We start from the raw sequence: 13,071 nt of genomic DNA, 5'->3' as shown, positions 1-13,071 counted from the left end.
GGTTTTACCGCGATTGGAACCGGTCCTCTACGGAGACGCACCGATGGTGCGCTGCACCACCAGCGTGCCCGGCGTGGCCGTCGCGCCCAGGCGCTTGAGCACGCGATGCCGCTCTTCCTTGTCGAGCTTGGCCAGCTGGTTGACAGCCTTGTAGAAGCCGCGCCACGACTTCTCGCGGCGCAGCAAAACGCGAAACGCCGGCACGAAATCGTTATAGGTCGCCACCGAGGCCAGGTGGGCGTTCGACAGCGGCTCGGCAAAGAAACGGTCGTAGCCCGCGTAGCCACCCCAGTTCGCCTTGAGCACCTGGTAGTCGTCCTGCAGCGCCAGGAACAGGCGCGCCTTGGCCGCGCGCTTGACGCCGTCGGGCTCCATGCTCTTGTACGTACGCTCCAGCTCGCCGCGATAGCGCAACAGCAGGGCCAGGAAGTCGCTCTTGCGGGTCTTGTAGCGCTCGTACGCTTCGCTCATCTGGGGATTGCCGAAGCGCTCGAGCCAGGCTTCCACGCCGGCCTGCTCCACCGCGCTGGCGAAGGATTCGTTGAACTGCGAATCGCCCGCCACGTAGACCACCTGGTGCGCCAGTTCATGGAAGATCAGGCGCGCCAGCTCGGCGTCCGGATAATTGATGAAGGTCGACATCAGGGGATCGCTGAACCAGCCCAGGGTCGAGTAGGCGCTCACGCCTCCGACCTCGACGTCATTGCCCTGCGCGCGCAATTGCTTGGCATAGGCCTGGGCCTCGGCCTTGCTGTAGTAGCCGCGATAGCTGACGCAGCCGGCCACCGGGAAGCACCACTGGATGGGCTTGAGCGACAGCTCGGGCGTGGCGACCACGTTCCACAACACGTAGGGCCGGCCGAGATTGGTGTAGTTGGTATAGCTGCCGTTGTCGGGCAGCTTCATTTCCTGGATGGCGAAGCGGCGGATCTGGCGCGCCGATTCGAGGCGGTGGCGCAACTTGACGTTGGTGTTGCTATCGGCGATCCAGTCGTCGATCGGGCGCGCATTGGTCAGCAATTGCAGCTGGCCTTGCGCGGCCTGGGTGTAGTAGGAGAGGGATGAGCAGCTTGACAACATGAGGGCTGCGGCTGCCGCGACCATGACTGGCTTGAAGGCCTGGGAAAATCTAGATGGTTTCATCTCGCGTCAAGGGTGCAGCTCTTTCGACCTGCACGAGGGTGTCGTAGAAAGTGGGCGCCCGGCCCATGTCGGTCAAACGCTGGCTGGTGACTTCATTGGCGTTCTTGCCGTCGCTGGCGAGTTTCTTCCACCAGATCGACAAGCCCACCACCAATCCAGCACGCGCCTTGTCGGTCACGCGTGCGCGGGCGATGAACGAACCGCGGTCGTTAAAAATGCGCGCCATGTCGCCGTGGGCGATGCCGCGTGCCGCGGCGTCGTCCGGGTGGATGTCGAGGTGCGGTTCGCCCTCAGTTGCGCGCAGGCTCTTTACATTGACAAACGTCGAGTTGAGGAAGTTCCGCGCCGGCGGAGAAATCATCGCCAGCGGGTACTTTTCGGCCAGTACAGGGTTGGAAGCAACAGACTCGTAAGGCGGAATATACGTGGGCACCGGATCGAGCCCATCGGCGAGCATGCTCTCCGAGAAAAACTCGCACTTGCCGGACGGGGTCGTGAAACCGCCCTCGGCGAACGGCGCGGCCGGCATGTTCAGCTTTTTCCAGCCGCTGCGCTTGAGCGACTCCCAGTCGAAGTGGATCGCGCGCGCATCGTTCTTGTTGAAGGCCTGGGCCGCGATCTCGTCGTCGCTCTCCAGGAAGCACGGGTCGTCATAGCCCATGCGCGCCGCCAGCAGGCGGAAGAATTCGGTGTTCGGTTTCGATTCGCCCACCGGGGCGATGGCGGCGTTATTCGCCATCATGTACAGGTGGCCATAAGCCAGGTGCGCATCGACGTGCTCGAGCTGGGTGGTGGCCGGCAACAGGATGTCGGCATAGTCGGCGCTATCGGTATGAAAGTGTTCGAGCACCACGGTGAACAGGTCTTCGCGCTCGAAGCCCTGCTGCACCTTGCGCGAATCGGGCGCGATCGCCAGCGGGTTGGCGTTGTAGACGATGACGGCTTCGATCTTCGGGCCGAACCCGGGCGACGCTTCCCTGAGCAGGTCGTCGCCGATGGTGGTCATATTGATCGTGCGCGGCGTGCGGCCCGCCAGGAGATCCGGGCGCTGCAAGGCCGGGCGGTTGGTCGGGAACGACGCCGAGGTCGACAGCTGGATCCCGCCGGCCGGCAGGCGCCAGGCGCCCACCAGCGCCGGCAGGCAGGCGATGTTGCGCACCGCCATGCCGCCGCCGCGCACGCGCTGGATGCCATAGTTGATGCGGATCGCGGCCGCGTCGCCATTCTTGACGGTTTGTCCGTACAGGCGCGCCAGGTTGACCACTTCGTCGACCGTGATGCCGCAGGTGTCGGCGGTGCGTTCCGGCGTCCACTCCAGGGCGCGCGCCTTCAGGGGTTCGAAGCCGAGCGTGTGTTGCTCGATATAGTCGTGGTCGAGCAGGTCTTCGGTGATCAGGACGTGCATCATGCCCAGCGCCAGCGCCGCATCGGTGCCTGGCAACAGGGCGATGTGCTGGTGGCACTTCTCGGCCGTCAGGGAACGATAGGGATCGATCGCGATCAGCGTTGCGCCACGGCGCTTGGCTTCTTGCGCGCGCATCCAGAAATGCAGGTTGGATGCGATCGGGTTGCCGCCCCAGATCAGGATCAGCTTGGCGTCCTGGAATTCCTCCAGGTCGGTGCCGATCGAACTGCCGATGGTGTAGCGGTAACCGGTGGCGCCGGCGGTGGCGCAGATGGTGCGATCGAGCAGCGAGGCGCCCAGTTTATTAAAGAAGCGCAGCGACATCGATTCGCCCTGCACCAGGCCCATGGTGCCGCAATAGCTATACGGCAGGATGGCTTGCGGGTCGCGCGCGGCGATCGGCTTCAGGCGAGTGGCGATTTCGTCGAGCGCTTCGTCCCAGCTGATGCGTTCGAATTTCCCTTCTCCCTTGCGGCCCACGCGGCGCATCGGATACAGCACGCGGTCCGGGTGATAGGTGCGCTCGACGTAGCGCGACACCTTGGTGCACAACACCCCGGCCGTGGTCGGATGCTCCGGATCGCCCTTCACTTCTTTCGCGACACCGTCTTCGACTTTGACGAGGATGGCGCAGGTGTCGGGACAATCGTGGGGGCAGGTCGCACGGACGTGGGTAATGGTCATTTTCTTATCGGACTTCGGTGAAAAAACTGCGTGAATCCAATACTTTATACGATTCCGGCGGGCTTCGCGCCCTCCTCTGTCAAGTCTGTTTGAGGCAAGCTACAATAGTTAAAACGATGCCATGCAAAGGCTGGACAGCGTGGTAACACATTCGCAAACAGCGAGGAGAACACGATGAAACTAGTGGAACCTATCCTGGCGTCTCAAGCAGAGATCCAGGCCATCCGACGTGACCTGCATGCCCACCCGGAGCTGTGCTACGAAGAACACCGCACCGCCGACATCGTTGCCGAACGCCTGGGCGCATGGGGCATCCCCGTGGTGCGCGGCCTGGGCGTGACCGGCGTGGTCGGCATCATCAAGAACGGCGCCTCGCAACGCGCGATCGGCCTGCGCGCCGACATGGACGCGCTGCCGATGCAAGAATTGAACGGCTTCGCGCATGCTTCGACCCACGCGGGCAAGATGCACGCCTGCGGCCATGACGGCCACACCGCGATGCTGCTCGGCGCCGCCCACTACCTGGCGCAGCACCGCAACTTCGACGGCACCGTGTACCTGATCTTCCAGCCGGCCGAGGAAGGCGGCGGCGGCGCCAAGCGCATGATCGACGACGGCCTGTTCGAGCGCTTCCCGATGGACGCCGTGTATGGCATGCACAATTGGCCAGGCATCCCGGAAGGGCATTTCGGCGTCGTTTCCGGCCCGATGATGGCCTCGAGTAACGAGTTCCGCGTGACCGTGCGCGGCAAGGGCGCGCACGCGGCGCAGCCGCATCGCGGCATCGATCCGGTGATGGTGGCGGTGCAGATCGCGCAAGCCTGGCAGACCATCGTCTCGCGCGAAAAGAACCCGCTGCATACCGCGGTGCTGTCCATCACGCAGATCCATGCCGGCAGCGCCACCAATATCATCCCCGATGAAGCCGAACTGGTCGGCACGGTGCGCACCTTCACCACCGAGGTGCTCGACCTGGTCGAGCGCCGCATGCAAGAAATGGCGAATGGCATCGCAACTGGCTTTGGCGCCAGCATCGACTTCGGTTTCAAGCGCAATTACCCGCCGCTGGTCAACCATCCGGAACAGACCGCGTTCGCGATCGAGGCGATGCGCGCGGTGGTGGGCCCGGCCCAGGTCAATGCCGATGTCGAACCGACCATGGGCGCCGAGGACTTCGCCTTCATGCTGCAAGCCAAGCCGGGCTGCTATGTCTTCATCGGCAATGGCGAAGGCGATCACCGCGCCGGCGGCCATGGGCTCGGCCCTTGCCAGCTGCACAATGCCAGCTACGACTTCAACGACAACCTGCTGCCGATCGGCGCCAGCTACTGGGTGCGGCTGGCGGAGATGAGCCTGCCGGTGGCCTAAGCCTTAGAACAGCCCGAGGAATTTCTTTCGGGCCGTGTTCTTGCGCGCCGGGTCGACCACGTCGGTGACGTCGTACTCATTGAACTTGTCGATCAGTTCCGGAAAGCCGCGGCGGCGCGCCAGGTTCAGCTCTTCCTTGTAGAGCGGCACGACGCAGTGGAAATAGACGTCCTTGCCGTCGACCGTGACCGAATGGAACGGTTCCGGGCTCGATGCGGGCGGCAGCACGATGGCGCCGCAGAAGCCGATGCTAGCGATATACGGTTTGGCCGGGTTCCCGTTCGGCAAGGAGTGGCCGAGGCCGATCCAGGTCCGCTCCTTGTGCGGATAGTGCGCCAGGTGGCGCAGCAGGGCCACCGGCCAGTACCAGCGCTCGTCCTGCATCGCGGCTTCGTCCAGCTGCCAGTTCGCCGGCAGGGCCATCATGAGCTCGGCATACGCCGGCGCGCCTTCCGGCACGTTCATCGGCTGCTTGCTCATGCCCGATGTCACCAGGCGCACATAGGGATAGGACGCGGTCGGCTTGACCACGTGGATGTCGACCTGGACGCCGTCGGCCTGGGTCTCGTGGAAGTACAGGGCGGGCTTGCCCAGGTGGGCGGCGATGTGCTCGCCCACCGGATCGTGCGGCAGCACCGCGGGTTCGGGCTGGCGCGCCATGGGGGCGGCGAGCGGGTATAACGGAGCGATGCTTGGTTCGGTTGGAGCGGTTGGTTCGGCCATTATTGTTGATGTGGTTATGTCGCAGCGGGCGTCTATGATACCTTCGCCGCATGGTTGCGTGGCCGCCAGCACGCTATTGTTCTCGCTTGTACAATAGCGTATCAAATAAGAATGACGCTTTTTCCTTCCAAGGATAACCATGATCACTACCAAGAAAATCAGCGCGCTGGCTGCACTCTGCGCCGCGCTGTTCGCTCCGTTCGCCTCGGCCCAGTCCACCGTCGGCAATGGCTACATCGACTCCGCCTCGTTTGAAGTCGGCACCAACCCGCAGCAGCGCATGTACCGCATCGCGGTCCAGTCCGACTGGGACAAGCGCTGGTTCGCCGGCAACGGCCGTCACCTGTCGGGCTACTGGGAAGGCAACCTGGCCCTGTGGCGCCTGAATTCCTACGAGAACGTCCGTGGCCAGAACAAAAACATCGGCGTCATCGGCTTCACCCCGGTGTTCCGCTACCAGAATGACAACAAGCTCGGCCTGTATGGCGAGATCGGTATCGGCGTCAACCTGTTCTCGACCCTGTACAAGAACGAAGACAAGGAACTGTCGACCGCCTTCCAGTTCGGCGACCACATCGGCATCGGCTACACCACCCAGAAATGGGACTTCGGCCTGAAGTACCAGCACTACTCGAACGCCAGCATCAAGAGCCCGAACGCGGGCGCCAACTGGTTCATCGCCAAGGCGGCTTACCGCTTCTGATGTGCATGATGCGCGCATGGGCCGGCAGCGGCCGGTCCATGGCGCGGTCGTCTTGCAGTTTGTGACACAATCGTGCCTCTGGCGGCCACTGCCGCCTGCCGTTTTCACGAGGCCCGATTGACCCCTTCGCCCACCCTCAAGCGCTACCTTCCCTGGCTCGTCGCGACTGCCCTGTTCATGGAGCAGCTCGATGCGACCATCGTCAATACCGCCATTCCCAGCATTGCCGCCAGCCTCGGCGTCACCCCACTGAGCCTGAAGTCGGTCGTCACCAGCTACATCCTCGGCCTTGCGGTCGGCATTCCCTTGAGCGGCTGGATGGCCGACCGCTTCGGCACTCGACGCGTGTTCTTCACGGCCATTGCCGTGTTCACCTTCGCATCGGTGCTGTGCGGGCTGTCAGTGAGCGCCCACATGATGACCGGCGCCCGGCTGCTGCAAGGATTGGGGGGCGCCATGATGATCCCGATCGGCCGCCTGTCGATCGTGCGCACCTTCCCCAAGAACGAGCTGCTGGGGGCGATGAACTTCGTCATCATCCCTGCCCTGATCGGGCCACTATTGGGGCCGACGGTCGGCGGCCTGATCGTGCACTGGACCTCGTGGCGCGTGATCTTCTTCGTCAATATTCCAGTCGGACTGGCTGCGCTGTATTTTGTCTGGCGCCATATGCCTGACTACCGTTCCGAACAGCGGCGTCCGCTCGACGTGCCCGGCCTGATCCTGTTCAGCAGCGGCACCGCCCTGTTGTCGTGGGTGCTGGAAGTGTTTGGCGAGCATACGCTCGACGGCATGACGGCCGGCCTGCTGTTCCTGCTGGCGCTCGGCCTGCTGGGCGCGTATGCCTGGCATGCCTGCCGGACCAAATTCCCGCTCCTGCGCCTGACCCTGCTCAAGGTGCGCACCTTCCGTATCGCGGTGCTGGGCGGCTTCCTCACCCGTCTCGGCGTCGGCGGCCTGCCCTTCCTGCTGCCGCTGCTGTACCAGCTGGGCCTGGGACTGCCGGCATGGCAATCGGGCTTGCTGATGATGCCGTCGGCGCTGGCGGCAATGGGCATGAAGGTGTTCGCGCCCAGCTTGCTGGCGCGCTTCGGCTATCGCCGGGTGCTGCTGGTGAATACGATCATGATCGGCGTGACCATTGCGATGTTCACGCTGGTGGATGCCGGCACGCCGCTGGCGGTGATCGTCGGCATCGGCCTGATGCAGGGCTTCTTCAACTCGCTGCAGTTCTCGAGCATGAACACGCTGGCCTATGCCGACGTCGAGCCGGCCGATACCAGCATGGCCAGCACGATTTCCAGCTCGTTCCAGCAATTGTCGATGAGCTTTGGCCTGGCGGCAGGGTCGATCGTCACCGCCTGGTTCCTGGGCGGGGTGTCGCAAACCAACCAGGGCCAGGTGACGCAGGCGCTGCACCATGGCTTCGCCGTCCTGGCGGTGCTGACCTTGCTCTCCTCGGCCGTGTTCTGGCGCCTGCGCCGCAACGATGGCGACAGCATCAGCCGCGGGCAGAGCGTGGCGCCGACGGCCGAGCCGGTGACGGTGACGGCGCAGTGACGGCGCCTTATTTCACCGGTTGCGAGATCACTTCGACCGAGCCGCGTTTCAGGATCGGATTCTTGACGGCGGAGAAGTACACCTGCCGCTGGCTCATCGCGATATAGGTCCGGTGGCGGTGCAGGAAGTCGGTGCCCAATATCAGGATCGCGCCTGAATACGGCAGGTCCATCAGGCGCACATTGAAGTCCTTGACCTCGAGTCCGCCGATCGACATCTGACCTACTGGCACGTTCCACACCGGCTTGTCCTGGCCGTGGCCGGGAAGCGGTTCCTCACGGGTCGCGCCGGATGCGGCGGGCGTCAATCCCAGCCGCTCCGCGGCGACTGCCGGAAGGTAGGAATGCGGCGTCGCCGTCGACAATAGCGCCCAGACCTCCTTGCCGTTGATGAGCACGCTGAACACCGGACGTGGATCGCGCTTCCACAGGTCTACCCGGATGGGGACGGCGACGGCGTTCGGGTCCCAGTAGGCGAGATGCTCCCTGAAGCAGCCTTACGGGTTGAAGTGTTTCAGATAGCCCTCGTCCAGGGCGACCTCGAGATCCGTGAGCAAGAGATTGCCGGCGCCGACCCTTGCGCCAAAAGTGTCGTCCATAAAATCCTCGACCAGATACCAGCTGTCCGTCAGCTTCGTCCGACCGAAAGAGGCGTCGTCGACGAATGTCGTCACGCCTTCCCTGACGATGAATTGGCCAGACGGCATGAATTAACCTTGCGGGATGAAATCCGTTGTGCCGCTCCTGCTTTCCTGGAACGTGGTACTGGTGACATGACGTAGCTTGATGGCGAGACGATCCAGGGTCTTCTTGTTGAGGACGATGGTTTGTGGCGAGCCGATGTTCACCACGGCGGAAATAGGGGAACCGTTGAGACTGGCCTTCATGACGGGACGCAGATCGTCGGTGAACGTGAGCGGCACCGTGGCCAGTTCACCCATCTCGCAGCTGGCAGGGAGCGATTGCGCAATCGCAGGGCTGGAACTCATCAGGGCCGCGAGCAAAAGCGGGCCGGCCAGGCGGGCATTCAGCGTCGAGAGTCGATTGGTCATCGCCATCCATAGCAAGTTCAGGAAAGACACAGTATAGATACTTCAATGCATGTAAGTGATCGACGACACGAGATTACCCGCTTGGGATTGAAGTTATGCAAATCAGATAATTGGAGGTGAAATCCGCTTCTGGCGACGACAAAATCATTGACTTTCCGGCGCAATCAACTCCGTGATTCTTTTCCGTGCGACATGCATTAGTGCATTAGCGGGTCGTAATCTAGCGATCCATAAAAAAATTGCGGAGACGAGAATGAACAGGCATACAGCAATGCATTGCCGTACACGGCGTCTGTCCGGTGCGGTTGCGATGGCCCTGGCTTCGCTTGCAACCGGGGTACCAGTTCACGCGCAACAGGCCGGGCAAACAGAGCAGGACACGACGACAAGCAGTCCTGCCAGTGCCCCCACCACCGTACGCGTGGTGGGTACGCGGCAGGCCCAGGAAAGTGCGATCGGCAGGAAGAAGAAGGCCGACACCGCCCAGGATTCCATCGTGGCGGAAGACGTGGGCGCCTTCCCGGACCGGAACGTGGCGGATGCGATTTCCCGGATCGCCGGGGTGGCCGTGGACCGAGGCGACTATGGCGAAGGGATCTCGGTCTCGATCCGGGGCAACGGCCCGGAACTGACCCGCGTGGAACTCGATGGACAGGGCGTACAGTCCGCTGGCGGCGCCGATTTGCTGGGCGGGATGAACGCCGGCTCGGACCAGGCCGGTGGACGCGCCGTCGAGATGCGCCAGTTATCGTCCGACCTGATCAAGAGCGTGGACGTGGTAAAAGGTTCCACGGCCGACATGGTAGAAGGGTCACTTGGCGGCTCGGTGCGCATCACCACCCGGAATGGCCTGGACTTCAAGAAGGATTACCTGTCGATGCGTGTCGCCGGAATGCAGAACACGCTCAATGAGAAACTCAATCCCAACCTGAACCTCGTCGGTGTAAAAAAACTGATGAACGACCGGCTGGGCGTGCTGGTTAATCTGTCCAGGAGCAAGGTTGCCCAGGAGTCGCACTCGATCAACCAGGGCGGCAGCAGCAGTGCCGTCGGCGCCTATCGTCCACTCGACTTCGACAACTCGCCGGAAAAAACGTTCTCGTTCCAACCGAATACCGTCAAACTGGACGACCCGCTGTCGACGACACCGCTGCTGACATCGAATCTGATCGGTGGTGGCACGTTCAACGCAGCCACACCCCAGGAAATCGTGGCCAAGTCGGCCGCTGCGCAAACCAAGGCGGCGTGTTACCAGGCATTTCCACTGCTGACCGAGGCCCAGGCCAACGCCATCGTGGCTGGCGCCACCCGTACCAGTGCGATCAACCAACGCCAGACGGAACTGCTGTCCTGCCTGGGGCAATGGAATGATTACGTGCCGAGCAGTACCCGCTACTTCGTGAATCGCCAGGACGAAGATCGCAACTCGGGCGATATCCGCCTGGATTTCAAGGTCAGCGACGGTCTGCAGGTCTACGTCAAGCACAGCCGCTCGTCGCGCCATATCGTCTCGGAAGCGAGCAGCGCGGGCTATGGCGGCCCAGCCTTCAACGGCACGACGGTCACTGGGCCGAATGGCTATATCGGCCCATCCTTTACCGACACGGTGTCGCCGACCCAGTTGCCGAACGGCGCATGGGCGACGCGCAATCTGGTGCCCGCATCCGGCTATTTCCTGTATCCGGACCTGAGCTGGCGTGCCGGGGGCGCGGCCAACGGGTCGACGTCGAATATCGATCCGAACTCGGTCACGGTCGACGCGAACCACCATTTGACAGGCTATAAGATTGCCGATGGCAGTTTCGGTGTCGAAAACACCATGCTCAATATTCGGGAAAAATCGCGTTACACCCAGGCTGGCGGCACCTACAAGAATCGCTTCGTATTCGCCGAGCTGTTGCTGGGCGATGCGCGCAGCGACTTCTCGCGCTACGAGCGCCGCGCCGGCCTGAGCGGCTATACGGGGCCCGTCCAGGCAAACCTGTTATCGAACGGTATCTGGGATTACAAGCCGAGCGCGAGCTTCGATCCCAACAATCCCAACAATTACTTCGCGCTGCGGCCGCAGCCTGCGCTCGCCGCTTTCGCCGGCAGTGCATTCGCCCCGGCGACGCCCGCCTATACCTCGGACCAGCTACCGCTGATCGATCCGGCAAGGACGCTGTCGCTGCAGAATGCGCGCATCAACGAACAGACCGAGCGCACCGTGAAACTCGATGTGGCCTTCAACACCAGCGACTTCACCAACGGCTATCTGCCGCGCTTCAAGATCGGATACAACCGCCGAAAGAGCGATTACTCGGCCTGGGGCACCGGCGGCGTGACCGTCCAGGAACCCCAGGGCACCTGGGGGACGCCAGGCTATATTCCAGGCATTTACGTCCCCAATAAAAACCTGCGCACCACCTACCAGATTTGCGAAGACACCTCCGGCTCGCTGGGGGCAGGCGGGCGGCCATGCAAGTACGGCTATACCCCCAATGCCGACCCGCGCGCCAACCTCGGCGGGACGATCCAGATCACCGCCGACCAGTTCCGCGACATGTTCGCGCAGGTCTATACGAAGCAGCCGACATCCCAGTTCTACGGTGGCGATCCCGATCGTCCGGCGGGACTGATCAGCGGCTGGACCGAGATCGACATCGGCAAACTCTATGACCTGCTCGGCGTACCGAACTACAACCTCGATTGCGTGAAATCCTGCGCCGGCAGCGACGGCCAGATGTATGCCCAGCCGATGAACAAGCTGGTGGAAACCGTCGATGCGGGCTACCTGATGACGGACTTCAGCCTGGACCGCATACCGTTCAGCGAACGTCCGCTGCCGTTCGGCATCGCCTTCGATGGCAACGTCGGCGTGCGCATCGTGCGCACCGGGGTGGTCGGCACCGGACAGCTGGCCTTCCAGTCGACGGTGAAGAACGCGAGCTTCAATCCCGCCGACCCGGAGAATGCCAACGGTGTGACGACGGCGATCTACCGCCGGGATACCGAGATCTCGGACGTCAGCACCGACTACCTGCCCTCGATCAACCTGAACACCTGGTTTTTGCCCAACGAACTCGTACTACGCTACAACTGGGGCAAGACCGTCGCACGCCCGCCCGGCGGGCGCCTGATCCCGAGCGGCACCTGCTTCTACGACGAGCGCTTCACCGACCAGCTCGATGCGGATGGCGAGCCTCGCGCGCAATATTGCTCCGGCACCATGGGCAATCCGTCGCTGGAGCCGATGACCAACCACAACCAGAACCTGTCGCTCGAGTGGTATCCCAACAAGAACTACATGTTCGCCGGCGCCGTGTACCGGCAGGAGGGGGTCATCGGTGCGCCGACGCTGATCGAGGCGGTCAATGCGGCCGCGCTGTTTGCCGGCTCGGACCAGGTGGACAGCCAGACCGGCAAGCCGCTGGCAGACCAGCAGTTCGACTACCGCCGCTGGATCAATCAATTGCCGAACACCCGCACGGGCTACGAGGTGTCGGGGAAGGCCGCATTCACCTTCCTGCCGTGGTATCTGCGCTATCTTGGGATCGATGCCAACTACACGCGCAACAAGTCCAAGTTGACCGGGACCGCCGTGCGCGACCTGCTGACCGGCACCGTCATGCCGGTGGCCGGCGAGCCCCACCATTCCTGGAACGCGTCGCTGTGGTACGACGATGGCAAGTTATCGGCCAGGGTGGCGGTGCAGTTCGTGGCCGAGAAGTTCAGTTGCATATCGGGGTGTAATTCGACCGCTATCAACAATTATCCGGCGCACGGGCTGACGACTGTTCGCAATCCGGTATATGCGCCCGGGGCGCCGAGCTTCCGGCTCGGGACCCGGTACATCGATGCGAAAATCGGGTATCGGGTCAATGAGAATATCGAATTGTTCCTCGAGGGGCGGAATCTCGGACGGATTCACACGGGGACGACGACGGGGGGATTTGCGCAGTTTGCCGATGGTACGCCGAATGTGTACACCGATGCGTATGCGGGAGCGACGTATATGGCGGGGGTGAATTTCAGGTTCGAGTGAGGGGGTGGCGCTTTCGCCAGGACAGGCGGGACCCCTTATAGCAAAAAACCCCACCAGGATCACCTGGTGGGGTTTTTCATATAACTAGCCTGACGATAACCTACTTTCACACTGGTTGCAGCACTATCATCGGCGCAAAGTCGTTTCACGGTCCTGTTCGGGATGGGAAGGGGTGGGACCGACTTGCTATGGTCATCAGGCATGACTTGTACGAGCTTTGCTTGAACGCGTCGGCGGCGAAGCCGCCAACTCTGCGTGCGCAAGGCTCTGAATCTGGAAGAAGTATTGTTGGGTTGTAGCTTTGTATCGAGCAGCTGTACTCGACCTTGGACTACCAAGGTTATAGGGACAAGCCGTACGGGCAATTAGTACTGGTTAGCTTAATGCATTACTGCACTTCCACACCCAGC

10 protein-coding genes and 1 rRNA gene are annotated in these 13,071 nt (G+C 62.4%); 4 read left to right on the top strand and 7 right to left on the bottom strand.

From position 1 onward, the window contains the following. Positions 1–27: 27 nt before the first annotated feature. Positions 28–1,104: an aminopeptidase gene (locus tag ABIB42_RS12500; RefSeq protein ID WP_005664678.1), complete on the bottom strand. Its 1,077-nt coding sequence runs from the start codon at positions 1,102–1,104 to the stop codon at positions 28–30. A gap of 25 nt (positions 1,105–1,129) precedes the next feature. Continuing rightward, on the bottom strand, positions 1,130–3,232 hold the full coding sequence (locus tag ABIB42_RS12495; RefSeq protein ID WP_429248414.1) for a molybdopterin-containing oxidoreductase family protein: 2,103 nt from the start codon (positions 3,230–3,232) through the stop codon (positions 1,130–1,132). Between the two features lie 174 nt (positions 3,233–3,406). On the opposite strand from ABIB42_RS12495, the gene ABIB42_RS12490 reads away from it, so the two are divergent. Continuing rightward, a complete protein-coding gene (locus ABIB42_RS12490) occupies positions 3,407–4,600 on the top strand; it encodes a M20 aminoacylase family protein (RefSeq protein ID WP_005664674.1) in 1,194 nt (397 codons plus the stop codon). 3 nt (positions 4,601–4,603) lie between these two features. On the opposite strand, the gene ABIB42_RS12485 is transcribed toward ABIB42_RS12490, so the two are convergent. Then, the gene (locus tag ABIB42_RS12485; RefSeq protein ID WP_005664672.1) at positions 4,604–5,260 is read right to left on the bottom strand and encodes a suppressor of fused domain protein; all 657 of its coding nucleotides are present in this window, start codon (positions 5,258–5,260) and stop codon (positions 4,604–4,606) included. Between the two features lie 202 nt (positions 5,261–5,462). On the opposite strand from ABIB42_RS12485, the gene ABIB42_RS12480 reads away from it, so the two are divergent. Further along, positions 5,463–6,026, top strand: coding sequence for an acyloxyacyl hydrolase (locus tag ABIB42_RS12480; RefSeq protein WP_005664670.1), 564 nt, complete (start codon positions 5,463–5,465; stop codon positions 6,024–6,026). A 117-nt stretch (positions 6,027–6,143) separates the two neighbouring features. Continuing rightward, the gene (locus ABIB42_RS12475) at positions 6,144–7,586 is read left to right on the top strand and encodes a DHA2 family efflux MFS transporter permease subunit (RefSeq protein ID WP_219861671.1); all 1,443 of its coding nucleotides are present in this window, start codon (positions 6,144–6,146) and stop codon (positions 7,584–7,586) included. 7 nt (positions 7,587–7,593) lie between these two features. On the opposite strand, the gene ABIB42_RS12470 is transcribed toward ABIB42_RS12475, so the two are convergent. The 3 genes from ABIB42_RS12470 to ABIB42_RS12460 all read right to left on the bottom strand — a co-directional run bounded on the left by ABIB42_RS12470 (position 7,594) and on the right by ABIB42_RS12460 (position 8,637). Beyond that, complete coding sequence (locus ABIB42_RS12470) at positions 7,594–7,983, bottom strand: retropepsin-like aspartic protease (RefSeq protein ID WP_429248413.1); 390 nt, start codon at positions 7,981–7,983, stop codon at positions 7,594–7,596. A gap of 99 nt (positions 7,984–8,082) precedes the next feature. After that, positions 8,083–8,292: a hypothetical protein gene (locus ABIB42_RS12465; protein ID WP_429248412.1), complete on the bottom strand. Its 210-nt coding sequence runs from the start codon at positions 8,290–8,292 to the stop codon at positions 8,083–8,085. Positions 8,293–8,295: 3 nt separating this feature from the next. Then, entirely contained in the window at positions 8,296–8,637 is a 342-nt protein-coding gene (locus tag ABIB42_RS12460; RefSeq protein ID WP_273029256.1) for a hypothetical protein, read from the bottom strand. Positions 8,638–8,890: 253 nt separating this feature from the next. Between ABIB42_RS12460 and ABIB42_RS12455 the strand changes: the two genes are divergently transcribed. Continuing rightward, positions 8,891–12,661, top strand: a complete 3,771-nt coding sequence (locus ABIB42_RS12455) for a TonB-dependent receptor (protein ID WP_229520301.1) — start codon at positions 8,891–8,893, stop codon at positions 12,659–12,661. Between the two features lie 87 nt (positions 12,662–12,748). On the opposite strand, the gene rrf is transcribed toward ABIB42_RS12455, so the two are convergent. After that, a 5S ribosomal RNA gene (rrf, locus tag ABIB42_RS12450) occupies positions 12,749–12,861 on the bottom strand. Positions 12,862–13,071: the final 210 nt, after the last annotated feature.

The organism is Massilia sp. UYP32 (genome assembly GCF_050434365.1).
Classification (GTDB): domain Bacteria; phylum Pseudomonadota; class Gammaproteobacteria; order Burkholderiales; family Burkholderiaceae_D; genus Telluria; species Telluria timonae.
The sequence above is the reverse complement of the archived record's forward strand: the minus strand, read 5'-3'. Positions and strand labels throughout refer to the sequence as shown.

Excerpts from the sequence above, each read along its gene's own strand:
- ABIB42_RS12460 (WP_273029256.1), bottom strand. The coding sequence starts at position 8,637 with ATGACCAATCGACTCTCGACGCTGAATGCCCGCCTGGCCGGCCCGCTT.
- ABIB42_RS12495 (WP_429248414.1), bottom strand. The coding sequence starts at position 3,232 with ATGACCATTACCCACGTCCGTGCGACCTGCCCCCACGATTGTCCCGAC.
- ABIB42_RS12490 (WP_005664674.1), top strand. The coding sequence starts at position 3,407 with ATGAAACTAGTGGAACCTATCCTGGCGTCTCAAGCAGAGATCCAGGCC.
- ABIB42_RS12480 (WP_005664670.1), top strand. The coding sequence starts at position 5,463 with ATGATCACTACCAAGAAAATCAGCGCGCTGGCTGCACTCTGCGCCGCG.
- ABIB42_RS12500 (WP_005664678.1), bottom strand. The coding sequence starts at position 1,104 with ATGGTCGCGGCAGCCGCAGCCCTCATGTTGTCAAGCTGCTCATCCCTC.
- ABIB42_RS12465 (WP_429248412.1), bottom strand. The coding sequence starts at position 8,292 with ATGCCGTCTGGCCAATTCATCGTCAGGGAAGGCGTGACGACATTCGTC.
- ABIB42_RS12485 (WP_005664672.1), bottom strand. The coding sequence starts at position 5,260 with ATGGCGCGCCAGCCCGAACCCGCGGTGCTGCCGCACGATCCGGTGGGC.
- ABIB42_RS12455 (WP_229520301.1), top strand. The coding sequence starts at position 8,891 with ATGAACAGGCATACAGCAATGCATTGCCGTACACGGCGTCTGTCCGGT.